The organism is Pseudomonas sp. FW305-3-2-15-C-LB1, assembly GCF_058787615.1.
Map to the genome: position 1 here is coordinate 18076 of NZ_JBYSZX010000001.1, position 19838 is coordinate 37913.

15 protein-coding genes and 3 pseudogenes are annotated in these 19838 nt (G+C 61.3%); 12 read left to right on the forward strand and 6 right to left on the reverse strand.

Annotation, left to right across the window (positions count from 1 at the left end; all coding sequences use genetic code 11):
- Positions 1-70 precede the first annotated feature (70 nt).
- From AC3WP7_RS00095 to AC3WP7_RS00105, 3 genes and pseudogenes are all read left to right on the forward strand, one after another.
- Entirely contained in the window at positions 71-1375 is a 1305-nt protein-coding gene (locus AC3WP7_RS00095; RefSeq protein ID WP_093512582.1) for an MFS transporter, read from the forward strand.
- Between the two features lie 70 nt (positions 1376-1445).
- Complete coding sequence (locus AC3WP7_RS00100; RefSeq protein ID WP_092240518.1) at positions 1446-2582, forward strand: ImmA/IrrE family metallo-endopeptidase; 1137 nt, start codon at positions 1446-1448, stop codon at positions 2580-2582.
- Positions 2579-2746: pseudogene (locus AC3WP7_RS00105) on the forward strand (DUF4411 family protein); the annotation flags it as partial. The gene AC3WP7_RS00100 and the pseudogene AC3WP7_RS00105, both read left to right, overlap by 4 nt.
- Positions 2747-2878: 132 nt before the next feature.
- On the opposite strand, the gene AC3WP7_RS00110 reads toward AC3WP7_RS00105, so the two are convergent.
- Complete coding sequence (locus AC3WP7_RS00110; protein WP_102591649.1) at positions 2879-4249, reverse strand: GntT/GntP/DsdX family permease; 1371 nt, start codon at positions 4247-4249, stop codon at positions 2879-2881.
- Between the two features lie 242 nt (positions 4250-4491).
- Here AC3WP7_RS00110 and AC3WP7_RS00115 point away from each other — a divergent pair, with 242 nt between their 5' ends.
- The 3 genes from AC3WP7_RS00115 to AC3WP7_RS00125 are packed head-to-tail and all read left to right on the forward strand — an operon-like array spanning position 4492 to position 9993.
- Complete coding sequence (locus tag AC3WP7_RS00115; RefSeq protein ID WP_102591648.1) at positions 4492-5712, forward strand: TolC family protein; 1221 nt, start codon at positions 4492-4494, stop codon at positions 5710-5712.
- An 18-nt stretch (positions 5713-5730) separates the two neighbouring features.
- On the forward strand, positions 5731-6837 hold the full coding sequence (locus AC3WP7_RS00120; protein WP_093529278.1) for an efflux RND transporter periplasmic adaptor subunit: 1107 nt from the start codon (positions 5731-5733) through the stop codon (positions 6835-6837).
- An 18-nt stretch (positions 6838-6855) separates the two neighbouring features.
- Positions 6856-9993, forward strand: coding sequence for a CusA/CzcA family heavy metal efflux RND transporter (locus AC3WP7_RS00125; protein ID WP_102591647.1), 3138 nt, complete (start codon positions 6856-6858; stop codon positions 9991-9993).
- Here AC3WP7_RS00125 and AC3WP7_RS00130 read toward each other — a convergent pair.
- From AC3WP7_RS00130 to AC3WP7_RS00140, 3 genes are all read right to left on the reverse strand, one after another.
- Positions 9908-11353 (reverse strand): heavy metal sensor histidine kinase, encoded by a 1446-nt coding sequence (locus AC3WP7_RS00130; RefSeq protein ID WP_092240528.1) that lies wholly within the window; start codon positions 11351-11353, stop codon positions 9908-9910. The two genes, AC3WP7_RS00125 and AC3WP7_RS00130, sit on opposite strands and share 86 nt — an antisense overlap.
- Positions 11350-12024, reverse strand: coding sequence for a heavy metal response regulator transcription factor (locus tag AC3WP7_RS00135; protein WP_071490997.1), 675 nt, complete (start codon positions 12022-12024; stop codon positions 11350-11352). The genes AC3WP7_RS00130 and AC3WP7_RS00135 overlap by 4 nt, the downstream gene beginning before the upstream one ends.
- 343 nt (positions 12025-12367) lie before the next feature.
- Positions 12368-13687 carry an OprD family porin gene (locus tag AC3WP7_RS00140; RefSeq protein ID WP_102591646.1) on the reverse strand — a complete coding sequence of 440 codons (1320 nt, stop codon included), beginning with the start codon at positions 13685-13687 and terminating at the stop codon, positions 12368-12370.
- A 225-nt stretch (positions 13688-13912) separates the two neighbouring features.
- Here AC3WP7_RS00140 and AC3WP7_RS00145 point away from each other — a divergent pair, with 225 nt between their 5' ends.
- The 4 genes and pseudogenes from AC3WP7_RS00145 to AC3WP7_RS00160 all read left to right on the forward strand — a co-directional run bounded on the left by AC3WP7_RS00145 (position 13913) and on the right by AC3WP7_RS00160 (position 16297).
- On the forward strand, positions 13913-14245 hold the full coding sequence (locus tag AC3WP7_RS00145) for a DUF2790 domain-containing protein (RefSeq protein WP_092240533.1): 333 nt from the start codon (positions 13913-13915) through the stop codon (positions 14243-14245).
- A 196-nt stretch (positions 14246-14441) separates the two neighbouring features.
- Positions 14442-15128: pseudogene (locus AC3WP7_RS00150) on the forward strand (PAS domain-containing protein); the annotation flags it as partial.
- Between the two features lie 108 nt (positions 15129-15236).
- Positions 15237-15668, forward strand: a pseudogene (locus AC3WP7_RS00155) (methyl-accepting chemotaxis protein); the annotation flags it as partial.
- Between the two features lie 53 nt (positions 15669-15721).
- Entirely contained in the window at positions 15722-16297 is a 576-nt protein-coding gene (locus tag AC3WP7_RS00160; RefSeq protein WP_092240537.1) for a flavin reductase family protein, read from the forward strand.
- Positions 16298-16303: 6 nt separating this feature from the next.
- Here AC3WP7_RS00160 and AC3WP7_RS00165 read toward each other — a convergent pair whose 3' ends face one another.
- Positions 16304-17113, reverse strand: a complete 810-nt coding sequence (locus AC3WP7_RS00165; RefSeq protein WP_092240539.1) for an AraC family transcriptional regulator — start codon at positions 17111-17113, stop codon at positions 16304-16306.
- A gap of 140 nt (positions 17114-17253) precedes the next feature.
- On the opposite strand from AC3WP7_RS00165, the gene AC3WP7_RS00170 reads away from it, so the two are divergent.
- Positions 17254-17892, forward strand: a complete 639-nt coding sequence (locus tag AC3WP7_RS00170; RefSeq protein ID WP_092240541.1) for a LysE family translocator — start codon at positions 17254-17256, stop codon at positions 17890-17892.
- A gap of 44 nt (positions 17893-17936) precedes the next feature.
- Positions 17937-19031 carry a D-alanine--D-alanine ligase gene (gene ddlA / locus AC3WP7_RS00175; RefSeq protein WP_102591645.1) on the forward strand — a complete coding sequence of 365 codons (1095 nt, stop codon included), beginning with the start codon at positions 17937-17939 and terminating at the stop codon, positions 19029-19031.
- 27 nt (positions 19032-19058) lie between these two features.
- Here ddlA and AC3WP7_RS00180 read toward each other — a convergent pair whose 3' ends face one another.
- Positions 19059-19373 carry a helix-turn-helix domain-containing protein gene (locus AC3WP7_RS00180; RefSeq protein WP_093119998.1) on the reverse strand — a complete coding sequence of 105 codons (315 nt, stop codon included), beginning with the start codon at positions 19371-19373 and terminating at the stop codon, positions 19059-19061.
- Between the last annotated feature and the right edge of the window lie 465 nt (positions 19374-19838).

A 19838-nucleotide genomic window follows, 5' to 3' on the forward strand; every position in this document is an offset into this window, starting at 1 on the left:
TGTCGCGATTGCCATCATTGGGCTCAGCTCATAACCTGCACGCCATTTTGTTTGTCTGCCGAGCCTCCACATGACTGCCACCTTTCCTACGCAGGCGCAGCGTTTTTCCCGCTCCGACTACAAAACCCTGGGCCTGGCCGCCCTCGGCGGTGCCCTGGAAATCTACGATTTCATCATCTTCGTGTTTTTCGCGCTGACCTTGAGCCAGCTGTTCTTCCCGCCGGAAATGCCTGAGTGGCTGCGCCTGCTGCAAAGCTTCGGCATCTTTGTCACCGGCTACCTGGCGCGCCCGCTGGGCGGCATCCTGATGGCGCACTTCGCCGATCACCTGGGACGCAAGCGCGTGTTCAGCCTGAGCATCCTGATGATGGCCTTGCCCTGCCTGCTGATCGGGATCATGCCGACCTACGCGCAAATCGGTTACTTCGCCCCGCTGATCCTGCTGGTGCTGCGCGTGCTGCAAGGTGCGGCGGTCGGCGGTGAAGTGCCCAGCGCCTGGACCTTCGTCGCCGAACACGCGCCCCCCCACCATCGCGGCTATGCCCTGGGCTTCCTGCAAGCCGGCCTGACCTTCGGCTACCTGCTCGGCGCCCTCACCGCCACGCTGTTGGCGCAGGTCTTCACCCCCGCAGAAATCCTCGACTACGCCTGGCGCTTCCCATTCCTGCTCGGCGGTGTGTTCGGCGTGATCGGCGTGTGGCTGCGCCGCTGGCTCAGCGAAACCCCGGTGTTCCTCGAAATGCAGGCCCGCCGCCAGGCTGCCGCCGAACTCCCGCTGCGTACCGTGCTGCGTGACCATCGCGCGGTGTTGCTGCCCGCGATGATCCTCACCTGCGTACTCACCTCCGCCGTAGTCGTACTGGTAGTGATCACCCCGACCATGATGCAGAAAACCTTCGGCATGAGCCCCAGCCACACCTTCGCCCTGAGCGCGTTGGGCATCGTGTTCCTGAACATCGGCTGCGTCCTGGCCGGCCTGCTGGTGGACCGCATCGGCGCCTGGCGCGCGGTGCTGGTCTACAGCCTGATGCTGCCGGTGGGGATTGCGGTGCTGTACGCCAGCCTGATCAACGGCGGGATCTGGCTGGGCGCGGCATATGCCGTGGCGGGCCTCAGTTGCGGCGTAGTTGGCGCGGTGCCGTCGGTGATGGTCGGCCTGTTTCCGGCGCAGGTGCGGGTGTCGGGGATTTCCTTTACCTACAACATTGCCTACGCGCTGTGGGCGAGCACCACGCCGCTGCTGCTGATTGCGTTGATGCCGACCAGCCCGTGGATCTGCGTGGGGTATTGCGTGGTGATGGGGGCGGTGGGGGTGGGGAGTGTGGCGTTGTTTGGAAAACAGCACGCTGTGGATGCTGTTACAAATGCCACGTAGGGCCATCAATTGACCGGATTTGCCGCCGTTTCTATAGTCCTGGCCACCCCTGAACAGCATTCAGAACCTTATGAACCAGACGGCTTTTATCAATCCCGCGATCCTTTCCTGGTCTCGCCAGCGGGCGGGTTTGTCTGAGGCAAAGGTTGCCAAAAGTCTCACGGTGCATCTGGGGCGTGTCAGGGAGTGGGAAGTAGGTCAGAGCCTTCCTACGTTTAACCAAGCGCAAAAATGGGCCGTTATTGCACATATCCCTTTTGGTTTTCTTTTCCTCAAGGTTCCGCCGCAGGATCATCTTTCTATCCCCGATCTGCGTACTGGGGAGGGTGTTTTTCCTGACAAACCCAGCTTGAATCTAATAGACACCGTGATAGACGTGCTCCGTAAACAAGACTGGTATTTGGAGTACTTGCAGGACCACGAGCGTTCTCCGCTGCCTTTCGTGGGAAGTTTCAGCAGTCGTTCGCCCATCAAGGACGTGGTTGCAGATATTCGTCGCGTCCTCGGTGTGACGGATGACTTTGCCCGTATGAGCTATGAGGACTATTTCAGGGCCTTGGTAAGTGGCGCCGAGGACGCTGGCATTCTCGTCATGCGCAGCGGTGTTGCCATGGGAAACACCCACCGAAAACTTGATGTGAGTGAGTTTCGAGGATTTGCGATCAGCAACGCGATGGCTCCCGTGGTGTTCATCAACAGTGCGGACGCACCCACGGCGCGGCTTTTTACATTGATGCATGAGCTGGCGCATATCTGGATTGGCAGCACGGGTGTCTCCGATGGCAACAGTCACAGTGCCCGCCAGGAAGAAGCTTTTTGCAATGCTGTCGCGGGAGAGTTCTTGGCGCCGGAGCTGGTTTTTCGGGGGCACTGGGATTCGAATATTCACTGGGAAGGAAACCTGGCTCCCTTGGCCGGACGCTTTCGCGTCAGCACTTTGGTGATTGCCCGTCGTGCCCGTGATCTTGGCTACATCAGCAGTGATGAATATGGCGCCTATTACCGTCGTATCTTGCAGGCGTATCGAGATAAGGACGGCAGTGGAGGGGACTACTACCGCACCGCGGCAATCAGAAACAGCACCCGTTTGAGCAAGGCTGTTCTGGCAGAAGCGCAGAGCGGGCGGATTCTGCTGCGAGAAGCGGGGAAACTGCTGGGTGTGCAGCCTGCCAAGTTGAAGACTTATGGGATGAAACTATCGGCATGAAGCATCTATTGGATTCGAACACGCTGATCGAGGCCAAGAACCGCTATTACGCAATGACGGTTTGCCCAGGTTACTGGGCATGGATTCTTCAGCAGCACCAGGCTTTGGAGATAGCCAGTATCGTGCCCGTCAGGGACGAACTCGCCAGGGGCAATGACGATTTGACCCAATGTTTGCTCACTGTTCGGTGTGCCTTACATGAATACATTTGAGTTGCTTGGCAAGCTCGATGCTCGTTTTGTTTTGCATCAGTAAAACCATTGAGGGGAAGAGCTCTTCCCCTCAGTACGGCGTTTTTAGGTCAGGAAATGCCAAAGCACTAGCGTCCCCACCAGACCGACGACTGAAACAATCGTCTGCAACACCGACCACACCCAGATCGTTTGCTTCAGTTGCAAGCCGAAGTACTCACGCACCATCCAGAACCCGGCGTCGTTGACGTGGCAGAAGAACACCGAGCCGGCGCCGATAGCCAGCGCGACCAACGAGCTTTGCGTCACCGCCAACCCGGCCATCATCGGCGCGAGAATGCCCGCCGTCGTGGTGGTGGCGACTGTCGCCGAACCCGTTGCCTGGCGCAGCGCAACCGCGATCAGCCACGCCAGCAGCAGGTACGGCATGTGCGCACCTTCGGCGACCTTGCTGATGGTCTGGCTCACGCCGGCATCCAGCAGGGTTTGCTTGAGGCCGCCGCCGGCGCCGATGGTGAGCAGCAAGACGGCGATGGGGGCGAGGGCTTTGCGCAGGGTGTTGCCCACGTCGGCTCTTGGCATGCCGGCGGCCCAGCCCAGGCAGATCACGGCGGCGATCACGGCCAGGCCGAGGGCGATCAGCGGTTCACCGAGGAACTTCAAGGTCAGGCCGACGCTGCTGTCGGCCGGTAGCGCGACCTTGGCCAGCGTGCTGCCCAGCATCAGGATCACCGGTAACAGAATGATCAGCAACGACACGGTAAAGCTCGGCTGGCGCGGCGCCTTGGGCGGTGCGCTGAACAGTGCGCCGATGTCCGCCGGTTCATCCACCTGCAGGCGCTTGGACAGCCAGTTGCCATAGATCGGACCAGCCAGGATCACCGCCGGCACCGCCAGGCAGAAACCCAGCAACATGGTCAGGCCGAGGTCGGCGTGCAAGGCGCCTACCGCAATCAGCGGCCCCGGATGCGGCGGCATCAGAGCGTGCAGGGTGGTCATGCCGGCCAGTGCCGGGATGGCGATTTTCAGCAGTGGCTGGTTCGAACGCTTGGCCATCACAAAGATGATCGGCACCATCATCACCAGGCCCACTTCGAAGAACAACGGCAGGCCGATCACCATCGCCACCAGCGCCATTACCCACGGCAATGACTTGCCCTTGCCCAGCCCGAGCAAGGTGGTGGCAATGCGGTCGGCCGCGCCGGATTCGGCCATCAATGCGCCGAGCATCGAGCCCAGCGCAATGATGATCCCGGCTTCACCGAGGATCGCCCCGGCGCCTTTGCTGAAGGCCTTGGCCACTTCTTCCGGCGGCAGGCCGGCGCCGACACCGGCGATAAAGGTGCCGATCAGGATCGACAGGAATGGCGGCAACTTGGTCGCGCTGATCAGCACGATGATGCTGGCGATGGCCAGCAGTACACAAAACATAAGGCGAGTGTCGTGAACCATCCACGCGGCAGTCGATAACTCCAAGGCGGGACTCCTTATCGAACAGGTTGGGGAAATTGTTTCTTTTTGTTTCCTGCCCGAAAAGCATACCCGATACCGCGCTGGCCAAGTGCTTATGTACCGTTTTGGTGCGATCAGCGGCGGGCGGTCGAAATGCCCGCCGCAGAGCCATTGCTGTCGGATTTGTAATCTTTGCTCCACCGCCCTGATAAGTCGCGGCCGCTACATTGCCTGCGCTTGTACTTCATGGGCGTGGAACTCTCGTTATGGCAATTTCCGTTAGAAAACTCATGGGGGCGGGTGTGTTGTGGCTGGTTGCCGGCGCGGCCCAGGCACAGACCCTCACACTCGATTCAGCCTTGCAGACCGCCTTCGCCAATAACCCTGACCTGGCGGCTGCACAATGGGAAGTCGACATCGCCCAGGGCGGCCGCCAGCAGGCCGGGTTGATCCCCAACCCGGTGCTCTCCTGGGACGCCGAAGACACCCGTCGCAACTCTCGCACCACCTCCATCAAGCTCAGCCAGGCCCTGGAGTTGGGCGGCAAGCGTGGTGCACGCATTGACGTGGCCAGCCGTGCCCAGGACGCCGCCGCCCTGACCTTGGAACAGCGCCGCAACACACTGCGCGCCGACGTCATCGACAACTACTACGGCGCGCTGCGTGCCCAGGAACGCCTCGACCTGGCGCAGCGTTCCATGGCCGTGGCCGAGCGCGGCCTGGGCGTTGCCAATGGTCGCGTCACGGCGGGCAAAGCGTCGCCGGTAGAGGCAACCCGTGCGCAGGTGCAACTATCGGAAATGCGCCTGGAATTGAACCGCGCACAGGTCGGCCTCGCCGACGCCTTTCGCCGCCTGGCCGCCAGCACCGGCAGTGCCGGCGCGGATTTCCAGGCCGTCGCTACACCGTCCCAATCCACACCGCCCCTGCCGCCGCTTGCACAGTTGTTGACGCGCCTTGAGCAGACCACTGAACTGCGCCTGGCCGAGCTGAACATTCTGCAAAACGAAGCCAGCGTCGGCCTGGAAAAAGCCCAACGCATTCCCGACCTCGATGTGTCCATCGGCAGCCAGTACGACGCCAGCGTGCGCGAGCGCGTGAACCTGGTGGGCGTGTCGATGCCGATCCCGCTGTTCAACCGCAATCAGGGCAACGTGCTCGCCGCCACCCGCCGCGCCGACCAGGCCCGTGACCTGCGCAACGCCACCGAACTGCGCCTGCGCACTGAAACCCGCCAGGCGCTGGACCTGTGGCAAACCGCTAATACCGAAGTGCGCGCGTTCAACCAGCAGATCCTGCCCGCCGCGCAAAGTGCAGTGGACAGCGCCACCCGTTGTTTCGAGATGGGCAAGTTCAGCTACCTCGACGTGCTCGACGCCCAGCGCACCCTGATCGCTGCGCGCACCCAGTACCTCACCGCCACCGCCCAGGCCACTGACGCCTGGGTGCGTATCGAACGGATCTACGGCGACCTCGCCCGGTTTTGATTGTCTTTGGAGTCCTTTATGAACAACCGACACGGTGTGGCACTTGCCATTGCCCTGGGCCTGATGCTGTCCGGCGTTGCCTGGGCCGATGAAGTAGAAGGCACACTCGAACTCACCGAGCAGCAGATCCAGGCCGCTGGCATTCAACTGGCCCAGGCCGAGCCCCGCACCCTTAGCACGATGCTGGTACTGCCGGGCGAGGTGCGTTTCGACGAAGATCGCACCTCCCATATCATCCCGCGTGTGGCGGGTGTGGTGGAGTCGGTCAAGGCCAACCTCGGCCAATCGGTGAAGAAGGGTGAGCTGTTGGCGGTGATTGCCAGCCAGCAGATCTCCGACCAGCGCAGTGAGCTGGCCGCCAGCGAGCGCCGGGTTGAATTGGCGCGTACCACCTTTCAGCGTGAACGCCAGTTGTGGCAGGACAAGATCTCCGCCGAACAGGATTACCTGCTGGCGCGCCAGGCCCTGCAGGAAGCTGAGATTGCCCTGAACAACGCTCGTCAAAAGATGACCGCATTAAGCGGCAGCGCTGTGCTGGTTGGCGGCAATCGCTACGAGTTGCGCGCCCCGTTCGCCGGTGTGGTGGTGGAAAAACACCTGGGTGTCGGTGAAGTCGTCAGCGAAACCAGCAACGCTTTCACCCTCTCGGACTTGTCCCAGGTGTGGGTGACCTTCGGTGTGTTTCCCAAGGACTTGAACAAGGTCAGGGTGGGCAAACCGGTCACCGTCAGCTCCACCGAAATGGGCACCCAAGTGCAGGGCACTGTGGCTTACGTCGGCAACCTGCTCGGTGAGCAGACGCGCACGGCCACCGTGCGCATCAGTGTGCCCAACCCCGATGACGCCTGGCGCCCTGGGCTGTTTGTCAGCGTGCAACTGGCGACGGATTCTTACCAGGCGAAGGTCACCGTCCCGCAGGCCGCGATCCAGACCGTCGAGGACAAACCCTCGGTATTCGTACGTACCCCGGAGGGCTTCATCACCCGTCACCTGGAGCTTGGTGCGAGCGAAAACGGCTACGTCGAAGTGCGCCAGGGCCTCGATGCCGGGGCGCAGGTGGCCACGGTCGGCAGCTTCATCCTCAAGTCCGAACTGGGCAAAGGCTCGGCCGAGCACGCCCATTGATCCTGCGAGTGATTCCCCATGTTTGAGCGCCTTATCCAATTTGCCATCGAGCAGCGCATCATCGTGCTGCTGGCGGTGCTGTTGATGGCCGGTGTCGGCATCACCAGCTATCAGAAATTGCCCATCGACGCGGTACCTGACATCACCAACGTACAGGTGCAGATCAACTCGGCGGCGGCCGGGTATTCACCGCTGGAAACCGAACAGCGCATCACCTTCCCCATCGAAACCGCCATGGCCGGTTTGCCCGGATTGCAGCAGACCCGTTCGTTGTCGCGCTCCGGGTTGTCTCAGGTAACGGTGATCTTCAAGGACGGCACCGACCTGTTCTTCGCCCGGCAACTGGTCAACGAGCGCCTGCAAGTGGCCCGCGAGCAATTGCCCAGCGGCATCGAAACGGCCATGGGGCCGATTTCCACCGGCCTCGGGGAAATTTTCCTGTGGACCGTCGAGGCCGAGGACGGCGCACGCAAAGACGATGGCACGCCTTACACACCCACCGACCTGCGGGTCATCCAGGACTGGATCATCAAGCCACAACTGCGCAACGTGCCGGGCGTGGCCGAGATCAACACCATTGGTGGCTTCGCCAAGGAGTACCAGATTGCCCCCGACCCCAAGCGCCTGGCGGCCTACAACCTGACCCTGAATGACCTGGTCACGGCGCTGGAGCGCAACAATGCCAACGTCGGCGCTGGCTATATCGAGCGCAGTGGCGAGCAACTGTTGATCCGGGCACCGGGCCAGTTGGCGTCCATCGACGACATCGCCAATATCGTTATCACCAGCTCGGACGGCACACCGATTCGCGTGCGCAATGTGGCCCAGGTCGAGATCGGCCGCGAACTGCGCACCGGCGCCGCCACCGAAAACGGCCGTGAAGTCGTGCTCGGCACGGTGTTCATGTTGATCGGTGAAAACAGCCGCAGCGTGTCCCAGGCTGTGGCGGAAAAACTCGAAGAGATCAACCGCTCGCTGCCCGAAGGCGTGGTGGCGGTCACGGTCTACGACCGCACCCACCTGGTCGAAAAAGCCATCGCCACCGTGAAGAAAAACCTCTTCGAAGGTGCGTTGCTGGTGGTCGCGGTGCTGTTCCTGTTCCTCGGCAATATCCGCGCTGCGCTGATCACTGCCATGGTGATTCCCCTGGCGATGCTGTTCACTTTTACCGGAATGTTCACCAACAAGGTCAGTGCCAACTTGATGAGCCTCGGCGCGCTGGACTTCGGCATTATCGTCGATGGCGCAGTGGTGATCGTCGAGAACGCCATCCGCCGCCTGGCCCATGCGCAACAACGTCACGGCCGCCTGCTGACCCGCAGCGAACGCCTGCATGAGGTGTTTGCGGCGGCGAAGGAAGCGCGGCGGGCGCTGATCTTCGGGCAACTGATCATCATGGTGGTGTACCTGCCGATCTTCGCCCTCACCGGGGTGGCCGGGAAGATGTTCCACCCGATGGCGTTTACCGTGGTGATCGCCCTGTTGGGCGCGATGATCCTGTCGGTGACCTTCGTGCCGGCGGCGATTGCGCTGTTCGTCACCGGCAAGGTCAAGGAAGAAGAAAATAGTGTGATGCGCACCGCGCGCCGGGTCTACGCACCGGTGCTGGACTGGGTGATGGCGCGCCGACCGCTGGTGTTCGGCTTGGCCGTGTTGACCATCGTCGCCTCCGGCGTTCTTGCCAGCCGCATGGGCAGCGAGTTTATCCCCAGCCTCAGTGAGGGCGACTTCGCCCAGCAGGCCTTGCGCGTGCCCGGCACCAGCCTGACGCAATCGGTGCAGATGCAGCAGCAACTGGAAAAAACCTTGATGGCCCAGGTGCCGGAAATCCAGCGGGTGTTTGCACGTACCGGCACCGCGGAAATTGCCTCAGACCCGATGCCGCCAAATATTTCCGACAGCTACGTGATGCTCAAGCCGAAGGACCAATGGCCCGACCCGAAGAAGTCCCGGGAAGCGTTAATCGCTGATATCCAGCGTGCCAGTGCGATTGTGCCAGGCAGTGCATACGAGTTGTCGCAGCCGATCCAACTGCGCTTCAACGAACTGATTTCCGGGGTGCGCAGTGATGTGGCGGTGAAGGTGTTCGGCGATGACATGGGCGTGCTCAACACCACCGCCGGGGAAATCGCCGAGACCTTGCAGACGCTTGATGGCGCCTCGGAAGTGAAGGTTGAGCAGACGTCCGGCCTGCCGGTGCTGACCATCAATATCGACCGCGACAAGGCTGCGCGCTTTGGCCTGAATGTGGGCGATGTGCAGGACACCATTGCCGTCGCTGTCGGTGGGCGCCAGGCCGGTACGTTGTATGAAGGTGACCGGCGTTTCGACATGGTCGTGCGTTTGTCCGACGCGTTGCGCACCGATATCGACGGGCTGTCTCGGCTGTTGATTCCGGTGCCGGGTAATGCGGCTGGCCAGTTGGGGTTTATCGCCTTGTCCCAGGTCGCCAGTCTGGACCTGGTGCTCGGCCCGAACCAGATCAGCCGCGAGAATGGCAAGCGCCTGGTGATCGTCAGCGCCAACGTGCGGGGCCGGGATATCGGCTCGTTTGTCGAGGAGGCCGAGGCTGCCTTGATCGCCCAGGTGAAAGTACCGGCGGGCTACTGGACCACCTGGGGCGGCCAGTTCGAACAGTTGAAGGAAGCCTCCGAGCGCCTGCGCATCGTGGTGCCGGTGGCATTGCTGCTGGTGTTCGGCCTGTTGTTCATGATGTTCAACAACCTGAAGGACGGCCTGCTGGTGTTCACCGGGATTCCGTTCGCCTTGACCGGTGGGATCATGGCGCTGTGGCTGCGGGATATTCCGCTGTCGATCTCGGCGGGGGTGGGCTTTATCGCCTTGTCCGGCGTGGCGGTGCTGAACGGCCTGGTGATGATCGCCTTTATCCGCAACCTGCGTGAGGAAGGGCGCTCGTTGTCGATGGCGATCAACGAAGGCGCGCTGACCCGACTGCGTCCGGTGTTGATGACAGCATTGGTGGCGTCCCTCGGGTTTATCCCCATGGCGCTTGCCACCGGCACCGGTGCCGAAGTGCAGCGGCCCTTGGCGACGGTGGTGATCGGCGGGATCATTTCCTCAACATTGCTGACCCTGCTGGTGCTGCCGGCCCTGTATCAGTGGGCCCATCGCAAGGAAGAGGAAACACCAGGCTGAACCGTGTGAACCGGCCCGGCTGGCTGCTGACCTCGGCGTGCCCCTGATGCAGGTGCATGATCGACTGCACAATCGCCAGGCCGAGTCCGGTGCCGCCTTCCGCGCGGGTACGGCTGCTGTCGGCGCGGTAGAAACGTTCGAACAGGTGGGGCAAGTGATGGGCCTCGATACCGCGCCCAGGGTTGCCGACCGACAGCGCCACGCTCCGGTCGTAGCTTTCCACCAGTAGCAACACGCTGGAGTCGCAGGGGGTGTGGCGAATGGCATTGGACAGCAGGTTGGAAATGGCGCGCTGGATCATCAAGCGGTCGCCCGTTACCCAGGCATCGCCGCGCAGGCTCAGGGTCACGTGCTTGTCTTCGGCGCTGAGCGCGAACAGTGCCATCACCCGTTGCGCTTCCTCGGCCAGCGACACCGGGGCAAACCCGGCCCGTGCCGCCGGGTGGCTGACCTGGGCGAGGAACAACATGTCGGAGACGATGCGCGACAGACGCTCCATTTCCTCGGTACAGGATTCCAGGCCGGCCTTGTACTCCGCCGAGGGCCGCTCGCGGGACAGGGTCACCTGGGCCTTGCCCATCAGGTTGGTCAGCGGGGCGCGCAGTTCGTGGGCCAGGTCGTCGGAGAACTGCGACAGCTGCTGCACCCCGGCGTCCAGGCGATGCAGCATGAAATTGATGCCCTGGGCCAATTCGCCGAGTTCCTTGGGCAGGTTGTCCAGGGCCAGGCGATGGGTCAGGTCCTGGGTGCTGACCTTGGCCGCCACCCGGCTGAACTGCTGCAAGGGCGCAAGCCCGCGTTGCACCAGCCACCAGGCGCCCATGCCGATCAGGATCAGCAGCATCGGCAGGGCGATTACCGTGGAGCGCAGGTAGGCACTGAGCAACGCTTCATCATCGGAACGGTCCAGCGACAACAACACGCGTACGTATTCGCCCCCTTGCAGGGGCATCAGGCGCGTCGCACTGAGAATACGATTGCCCTGGCCATCGACCCAGTTCAAATAGGCCAGGTTCTTGCCGGTGGGCACGTCGAGCAACAGCGGTTGCTGGGGCCTGGCGCCGACGCTGAGGAGTACCGGTGCATCGGGCCGTGCGCCGATGATGGTCAGGTAGATATTGTCGTGGCCCATCACCAGGTCCAGCAGTGAATGGGGGCGGTTGGTGATGCGGTGTTCATCGAGGCCTTGGCCGAGGGTATGGGCCAGTTGCTCCATTTTGTTTTCCAGGCCCTTGCGCGCGAGCTTGTCCAATTCGTGGGTCAGGGCCAGGTACGCCAGGGTTGCCAGCAGCAAAACCAGCCCGGCGCCCATCAGGCTGACGGTCAACCCCAGGCGCATCGACAGGCTGCTGGTCTTCATGGCCGCGCCTCCAGCACATACCCCACGCCGCGAATGGTGTGGATCAACTTCACCTCGCTCTGGTCATCGACCTTGGCGCGCAGGCGGCTGATGGAGACCTCCACCACATTGGTGTCGCAGTCAAAGTTCATGTCCCACACCAGCGAGATGATCTGCGTGCGGGTCATCACCTCGCCGGACTGGCGCATCAGCACATGCAGCAGGGCGAACTCCTTGGTGGTCAGGTCGATCCGGCGGTTGCCGCGGTAGGCGCGATGCCGGCGCGGGTCCAGTTCCAGGTCCGAGACGCGCAGCACGTCCGGCACCGGGATGTGCTCGCTGCGCCGTAGCAACGTACGCACGCGAGCGAGCAGTTCGGGAAACTCAAAGGGTTTGACCAGGTAATCATCGGCACCCATGTCCAGGCCCTTGATCTTGTCGGCCAGCCGACCGCGTGCGGTCAGCATCATCACGCGCTGATTGCCGTCGCGGCGCAGTTGCTCCAGCACTTCCCAACCGTCGGTGTTGGGCAGGTTCACATCAAGGATCACCAATTCGTAGCTGTGCTGCCGGGCCAGGTGCAGGCCATCGATGCCGCTGGCGGCGCAATCGACGACATAACCGCTTTCGGTCAGGCCTTGCTGCAGGTAGTCGGCGGTTTTTTGCTCGTCCTCAACCACAAGGATACGCATGGGGAGTTACCTTTAAAGAAAACGAAAAGGGCATGGCCTCATGGCGAGGCGGGGGAGGCTGTAGGAAAACTCTGGACCGTGAAGTAGCTTTAGGGTCAAGCCATGTCAGACAGGTGCGACGATTCGTCACTGAGCCTGCACACAAAAAAAACGCCCCGACCGGGGCGCAAAAATTCATCTCTGTTCCAAAGGAGCTACACGAAAGCCGCAGAGATGAGAGGTGTTCGGTGTGCAGTGTAGAAAGTGCAACTTAACGAGAAGGTGAGACCAATATTACAGTTCTGACAGACTTCAACCTGTGAAGAGATGTAGCGCATCGGCAAGTGAATGTAATTGGCCTACCTTAAAGCACCGCAATGGGGTACTCGATAATCAGCCGAACTTCTTCCAAGTCCGACTCGAATGCACTTGAGCGCACGGTCGCCTGGCGCAGCCGCAGTGATAAATCCTTCAAGTTTCCACTTTGCACCACATATTTGGCCTCGATATCCCGCTCCCAGCGGCGTTGGTCGGTCAGTGGGGCGCCGGCTGCATCGCGACGCATGTACACCGCGTTGGCGTTGCTGTAATCGGCGCCAGTGCCTTTGCCGTAGCGGGTCATGAACGACAGGCCGGGGATGCCGAATGCCTGCATGTCCAGGTCATAGCGCACCATCCATGAGCGTTCCTTGGGCGAGTTGAAGTCGCTGTACTGGATCGAGTTGTTGAGGAAGATCGAGTCGGACTGGCGCAGGTAGTCGAAGTCGTCATCACCGTTGTTGCGCTGGTGGGAGAGGGCCAGGCTGTGGGCGCCGACCTTCACTCCGAGCCGGGCGCTCCAGATGGCATTATCGAATTCACCGAGCTTTTTCCGGCCCTCGTCCACCGCCTTGTAGTAGTTGACGTCGCCGAACAGCGAGACATCTTCACCCAGCGGATAGCTGACGGCGCTGCCGACGTAGTACTGGTCCCAGGCATCTTTCAAGCGGCTGCCGTAAAGGCTGACGCTGAGGTGTTGGTTGACGGTGTAATCACCGCCGAAATAACCGACCCAGGGCGAGTCGACCGGGCCTGCGTAAAAGGTCGCGAAGCCTTTGTTCATGCCGCTCTCGCTCGGTTGGCTCATGCCGCTCAAGCGCCCGCCTTGCAGGGTCAGGCCCTCGAGGCTGGTGTTCTGTGCGGTCACGCCACGAAAACTTTCCGGCAACACGCGTGAATCGCCGTAGGCCACGACGGGGGTCAGCGGGAATACGTCGCCGGCCTTGATGACGGTATCCAGCATGCGCAGTTTCGCGGCGCCGCCGACTTTACTGTAGGTGTCCTCGGGGTGGTTTTCGCTGTCCACCGGCTGCACGCCGAACGAGCCTTTGCCGCCGCTGCGGCCGGTGCCCGAGTCCAGCTTTATGCCGACCATGGCAAACGCATCCACGCCAAAGCCCACGGTGCCTTGGGTAAAACCAGATTCGAAGCGGCCGATCAAACCTTGTGCCCAGGCCTCTGAATAGCCATTGCCGGTGGGGCTGGACTGGCCTTTGCGATCATCGCGGTTGAAGTAAAAATTACGCGCCAGCACATTGAAGCGGCTGCCTTCGATAAAGCCCTCGGGCGGGTCCTCCACGGCCACGGCAGCCAGCGGGAAAGCGGCGCACAGTGAAAGGGGAAGGCTGTAGTGACGGATACGCATGGTTCGCTCCTGGTGCTTGGCAGTTTCAGCTTCTTATGAGAGCGGGCGTTCTTATTGATCTGGCCCGGGCTGATAGTTGCAAACCGCAGATAACGAAGAAGTGGCACGAAGATTACAATTCTGGAAACTCACACTTATCTAACAAATAAGTAATGCTCTGGTGAAGTTTGCGTCAGGGTCAGTTGGTTAGTCTGCGCACTGAATCTTTCAGTCGAGGAACTAATCATGAAGTTTTATAAAGTCGCGCTGGGTGTTTTAACCGCCATCCTGTCGTTCGGTGCGTTGGCCGAAGGTGGGGGGGACCGTACGTTCGCACTGATGATGGAGCGCAATGAAAAAGCCATGGCCGAGTACGCCGCCAAAAAGGGCAAGCCGGCGCCCGAGGTGCAGGCGTATCGCTATGGCATGAAGCTGGACATCGCCAAGGTGGTCAACGTCACGCCGCCGATCCGCTCGTGCAACGCGGTGCCGTCGCGCATGACCTATGAAGACTCCAGCGGCAAGCTCAAGACCCTTGAGTATCAAGTGATGGGCGTGTGCCGAAACAACGGCAGCTGATGTGGCCGAAAAAATACTTGGGCGAGGGCCTCAAGCTCGCTTAAGAAAATGCCGGCAGCGCCGATGCAGGTCGGATTCATCTCCCTCATTTGATCCTCGGTGCCCCATGTTCAACACCCGTTTGAAGCAGGAGCTGTCGGCTCTTCGCGAAGAGTTGTCCAGCTTGAATCAGGTCAAGGAGAGCCTGGAAAGTGAAATGCTGTGCCTGACGCTGGACGCCGAAGGCCGGGTGGAATGGGCCAATGCCAACTTCCTGCAGGAGCTGGCCTACCAGAGTGGCCAACTGCTGGGGCGTGCGATCGAAGACCTGGAGCCAGCCCACGTGCGCAGGGATGAGTTCCAGCAACGCTTCAAGAACGCCCTGGTGCGCGGCGAGCATTTCGCCGGCACCGTGCGCCTGATGCGGGGCAATGGCCAGGAAGCCTGGCTGCGTTCGATTCTGCAGCCGGTGCGCAGCTCCGAGGGGCGCATCAAGCATTTTTCGATTTATTCCAGCGACCTCACCCGCACCATCGAGGCTTCCCGCGAGCATGAAAACCTCATGAACGCGCTGGTGCGCTCTACCGCCGTGATCGAGTTCGACCTCGGCGGGCACGTGCTGAGCGCCAATGACCGTTTCCTCGGGGGCATGGGTTACAGCCTGGCGCAGATCCAGGGCAAACATCACCGGATATTCTGCGAGCCAGAGGAATACAACAGCACCGAGTACCAGGACTTCTGGAAGCGCTTGAACGCCGGTGAGTTCGTCGCGGCACGCTTTAAACGGGTCGACAGCCATGGCCGCGTGGTGTGGCTGGAAGCGACCTACAACCCGGTGCTGGACGCCAATGACCGGTTGTACAAAGTGGTCAAGTTCGCCACGGTGATCACCGACCAGGTCAACCAGGAACAGGCGGTCGCCGACGCGGCGAACATTGCCTACAGCACCTCGTTGCAAACCGACAACAGCGCCCAGCGCGGCACCACCGTGGTGACCCAGGCGGTGGATGTGATGCGCGACCTGGCCAGGCACATGCAACAGGCCGGTGACGGTATCGAGGCGCTCAACGCCCAATCCCAAGTGATCGGCACCATCGTCAAGACCATCAGCGGCATTGCCGAGCAGACCAACCTGCTGGCGCTCAACGCCGCCATCGAAGCGGCGCGTGCTGGCGAACAAGGTCGTGGTTTTGCGGTAGTCGCCGATGAAGTTCGGCAGTTGGCCTCGCGTACCAGCAAGGCCACTGAGGAAATTGTCGGCGTGGTCCGTCAGAACCAGGACATGGCCCGCGACGCGGTCGCCCTGATGACCGACGGTCGCCTGCAAGCCGAACAGGGCCTGGCGCTGGCTGCCGAAGCGGGCACGGTGATCGTGGAGATCCAGGACGGGGCGCAGAAGGTGGTCAGCGCGGTGGGCCAGTTCGCCAACCAACTGTCGAGTTGAGCGTAGGGCTTCAGGTATCGTAGGGGCTTTCTGGTATCAAGAGTCGACTGTCCATGAGCCCTACCCACCGTCGCCCCGTCCCGCTGTCCAAGGCCTACCGCTTGCTCAACCACGGCCCTACGGTGCTGGTGAGCGCTGCCCACAACGGCCAGCGCAATATCATGGCCGCGGCCTGGGCCATGCCGCTGGATTTCGAACCGCCGAAGGTAGCGGTGGTGCTGGACAAGGCCACCTGGACCCGCCAACTGCTGGAAGGCGCCGGCACCTTTGTGTTGCAGGTGCCTTGCGCGAGCCAGGCCGACCTTGTGCAAACCGTGGGCAACACCACCGGTGCCGACACGGATAAGTTTGCCGCCTACGGCTTGCACACGTTCCGCGGTGAACACATCGACGCGCCGCTGCTGGAAGGTTGCGTGGCCTGGCTGGAATGCCGACTGCTGCCCGAGCCTCATAACCAGCAGGCCTATGATCTGTTTTTGGGTGAAGTGGTCGCGGCCTATGCCGACGAACGCGTATTCAGCGACGGCCGCTGGCACTTCGAAGGGCATGATGAACTGCGCACCTTGCACCATGTGGCGGGCGGGCATTTTCTCACCATCGGCCAGCCGATTGATGGGCACGCGCTCTAAGCCTAGTCAGCGCCCGAGCATCTTTACCCAGCGCGACGGCGGCATGCCGTAGGTGCTGCGAAACTGCCGGGTCATGTGGCTCTGGTCGGTGAAGCCGGCCGTCATCGCCGCGTCCACCAGCGATTGGCCCTGGGCCAGCAGGCTGCGCACCAGGTCCAGGCGGCGCATGGTCAGGTAGCGATAGGGGCTGGTGCCGAACAGCAGGCGAAAATCCCGCGACAAGGCCCAGCGGTCACGGCCGGCGTGGTCGGCCATTTCATCCAGAGTGATGCTGCGGCCCAGCGCACTGTGGATGAACTCCCGGGCGCGCTCGGCGGCCACGTAGTCGAAAGTCTTGCGGCTGATGATCCCGCCCGAGACGTTGTTCAGCGCATGGGCGAGGTCGAACAGGGCGTCCTGTTCCTGCAATGGGTCGATGGGGTTGTCCAGGTTCTGCAGCAGCACTTCGCTGGCGCGCAACAGCCTGGGGTCGGTAGACAGGCCGCCCGGGATAAACGGCAACGGTTTGCCGCCGAGAATCTGCTGGATCAGCGACGGCTCTACGTAAATCATCCGGTATTTGAAGCCCTCTTCACTGCCGGCGTGGCCGTCGTGGGTTTCATCGGGGTGAAGCACCATGGTTGTGCCCGGCACGCTGTGGATCATGTCGCCGCGGTAGTGAAAGCTCTGCACGCCCGTCAACGTACGCCCGATGGCGTAAGTGTCGTGGCGATGCGGGTCGAAGGCGAAGCCGGCAAAGTATGCCTCGATACGGTCCAGGCCACTGGCATGGGGCGCGCGGTGCAACCAGTCGAGGGTGGCGGTGGGTTTGCCCATGGTAAGGGGTCACAAAAAAGAGAGGGAAATACGTTAACCCAGTCTGCATCCCTTGTCTGCCGGGGTCTTGTACGATTGTGCAGGGCAGGGCAGAGGCCTATGATCGTCGCTCGTGCCTCGCGCTGATGGAGCTGCCCACCATGGATTTTCTCAACCCGGCCTATGTGACGCCCCTGGTTTCCCTGGCCTTGCTGTGGACCGTCGCGGTGGTCACGCCTGGCCCCAACTTTTTCAACACGGCGCAACTGGCCGCCAGCTGTTCGCGCCGTCATGGTGTGGTGGCATCGGCGGGAGTGGCCACGGGTACGATCATGTGGGGCCTGGCGGGTGGCCTGGGCATCAAGTCGCTGTTTACGGCGGCACCGATGCTGTATCTGGCGTTCAAGATCATCGGCGGCTGCTACCTGATCTACCTCGGGTTGAAACTGTTCAAGCGGTCTTCACCGAACATGAGCCAGAACGTGCTGCCGGATGACGCCCGGCGCTCGCTGTTTTCCGCGTGGCGCCTGGGGTTGCTGGGTAATCTGTCCAACCCCAAGGCCGCTTTGTTTGTTGCCACCATCTTCGCGTCAACCATGCCGCCTTCGCCGTCGCCGATGCTGCTGACCCTGGCGGTGATCACCATGGCCACCTTGTCGTTCAGTTGGTATTCCAGCGTGGCACTGGTGTTTTCCAGCGAACGCATGGCCACGCTCTACAGCCGGTCGCGCAAGTGGCTCGACCGCTTTGCCGGTGGCTGCTATGTGTTGTTCGGCGCACATCTGGTAGCGAATCGCTGACGGCCCGTGGTAAGAAGCCTTACGTTCAACAGTGAGGTCGGGTCATGAGCAAGGTGCGGGTAGGTATTATTTTTGGTGGCCGTTCGGCTGAGCACGAAGTGTCGTTGCAGTCGGCGCGCAATATCGTCGATGCGCTCGACCGCTCGCGCTTCGAGCCGGTGTTGATCGGTATCGACAAGGCCGGCCATTGGCACCTCAACGATACTTCGAACTTCCTGCTCAACCAGGAAAATCCCGCTCTGATCGCCCTCAACCAGTCCAACCGCGAACTGGCGGTGGTGCCCGGCAAGGCCAGCCAGCAATTGGTGGAGACTTCCGGCAGCGGTCTGCTGGAACATGTCGACGTGATCTTCCCCATCGTCCACGGCACCCTCGGCGAAGATGGTTGCCTGCAAGGCCTGTTACGTATGGCCGACCTGCCTTTCGTGGGTTCCGACGTGCTCGGTTCGGCGGTGTGCATGGACAAGGACATCAGCAAGCGCTTGCTGCGCGATGCCGGGATTGCCGTCACCCCATTCATCACCCTGACCCGCAGCAATGCGGCGCGTACTTCGTTTGAGGCCGCAGTGAACAAGATCGGCCTGCCGATGTTCGTCAAACCTGCCAACCAAGGCTCATCGGTGGGCGTGAGCAAAGTCGGCGACGAAGCCGAGTACCATGCTGCCGTTGAACTGGCCCTGGGCTTCGATGAAAAAGTGCTGCTCGAATCGGCGGTAAAAGGCCGCGAAATCGAATGCGCCGTGCTGGGCAATGATCACCCCATCGCCAGTGGTTGCGGCGAGATTGTGGTGAGCAGTGGTTTCTATTCCTACGACAGCAAGTACATCGACGACCAGGCCGCCCAGGTGGTGGTGCCGGCCGATATCAGTCATGACGCCAGCGAGCGTATTCGCCGGTTGGCCATTGAGGCTTTCGAGGTGCTGGGCTGTTCCGGCCTGGCACGGGTCGATGTGTTCCTTACCGACGATGGCGAGGTGTTGATCAACGAAATCAACTCACTGCCCGGCTTCACCCGCATCAGCATGTACCCCAAGCTGTGGCAGGCGGCGGGCATGAGCTACAGCGAACTGCTGAGCCGCCTGATCGAGCTGGCGCTGGAGCGGCATGCGGGGCGCAAGGGGTTGAAGATCAGTCGGTAGTCGTTCATCAGTGGCTCAGTAACGCCATCAGGCGTTACTGAGGACTTCCCGAAAGACGTCCGGTCTGATTGCAGCGATATGCAGCAAGGAGCGTGCTGCGCCAGAAGGGGAGCGACGCCCTTGCTCCCACTCTTGAAGGGTTCTTACCGAAACGCCCAGAAGCTCAGCAAATTTGGGTTGCGACAACCCGGTCTTGCTTCTTGCTTCGGCGGCTTGAGTGATTTCGACCTGTTTCACCGAGCCGTATCGTCCTGCTTTAACATCCTGAACAGTGGCAAGCAGCTCTTCGCCAATGTTGCGTTTGGCATCCCGTTCTTGCAGCTGTTTCTCAGTGAGTGGCATGGTTCATTTCCTTCGCGATTTTGTACAGGGTGTGCGCTGGAATACTGTCGGTCGCGCCCTTGCCATATATCAGTAGCGCTACCAAGGCCCCGCAAGCCAATTGTGTGGTGTAGATTATTCGTACCGATCCACTTTTGCCTCGACCTTCCAGGCTCCAGCGTATTTTTCGACGTCCGCCTGAGCCGGGTATAACGTTCCCTGCTTCAGGATGACTGGCTAGAAAAGCCATGAAAATGCCTCTTTCCTCTTCGGTCCAATAGTCAGGCCATAACCTGCTGAACAGAGGCGATTCTATTATCGTTAACACGCGGAATTCTACGTCTTTGACGTAGCCTCTGGCAAGAACGGACGGGCCAGAAAATCGCAGGATAACGGGTACTGCTCAAGGTGCGTTTTATCGCAAAAAATGACATGGTACTTTGCGTGTCGGCGATATGAGTAGGGCCTGGGACCGTGCTTGGTAAG

What these genes read in the sequence shown, in the direction of transcription:
- AC3WP7_RS00095 (WP_093512582.1), top strand. Translation starts at nt 71, where the DNA reads ATGACTGCCACCTTTCCTACGCAGGCGCAGCGTTTTTCCCGCTCCGAC.
- AC3WP7_RS00100 (WP_092240518.1), top strand. Translation starts at nt 1,446, where the DNA reads ATGAACCAGACGGCTTTTATCAATCCCGCGATCCTTTCCTGGTCTCGC.
- AC3WP7_RS00115 (WP_102591648.1), top strand. Translation starts at nt 4,492, where the DNA reads ATGGCAATTTCCGTTAGAAAACTCATGGGGGCGGGTGTGTTGTGGCTG.
- AC3WP7_RS00120 (WP_093529278.1), top strand. Translation starts at nt 5,731, where the DNA reads ATGAACAACCGACACGGTGTGGCACTTGCCATTGCCCTGGGCCTGATG.
- AC3WP7_RS00125 (WP_102591647.1), top strand. Translation starts at nt 6,856, where the DNA reads ATGTTTGAGCGCCTTATCCAATTTGCCATCGAGCAGCGCATCATCGTG.
- AC3WP7_RS00130 (WP_092240528.1), bottom strand. Translation starts at nt 11,353, where the DNA reads ATGAAGACCAGCAGCCTGTCGATGCGCCTGGGGTTGACCGTCAGCCTG.
- AC3WP7_RS00135 (WP_071490997.1), bottom strand. Translation starts at nt 12,024, where the DNA reads ATGCGTATCCTTGTGGTTGAGGACGAGCAAAAAACCGCCGACTACCTG.
- AC3WP7_RS00140 (WP_102591646.1), bottom strand. Translation starts at nt 13,687, where the DNA reads ATGCGTATCCGTCACTACAGCCTTCCCCTTTCACTGTGCGCCGCTTTC.
- AC3WP7_RS00145 (WP_092240533.1), top strand. Translation starts at nt 13,913, where the DNA reads ATGAAGTTTTATAAAGTCGCGCTGGGTGTTTTAACCGCCATCCTGTCG.
- AC3WP7_RS00160 (WP_092240537.1), top strand. Translation starts at nt 15,722, where the DNA reads ATGAGCCCTACCCACCGTCGCCCCGTCCCGCTGTCCAAGGCCTACCGC.
- AC3WP7_RS00165 (WP_092240539.1), bottom strand. Translation starts at nt 17,113, where the DNA reads ATGGGCAAACCCACCGCCACCCTCGACTGGTTGCACCGCGCGCCCCAT.
- AC3WP7_RS00170 (WP_092240541.1), top strand. Translation starts at nt 17,254, where the DNA reads ATGGATTTTCTCAACCCGGCCTATGTGACGCCCCTGGTTTCCCTGGCC.
- ddlA (WP_102591645.1), top strand. Translation starts at nt 17,937, where the DNA reads ATGAGCAAGGTGCGGGTAGGTATTATTTTTGGTGGCCGTTCGGCTGAG.
- AC3WP7_RS00180 (WP_093119998.1), bottom strand. Translation starts at nt 19,373, where the DNA reads ATGCCACTCACTGAGAAACAGCTGCAAGAACGGGATGCCAAACGCAAC.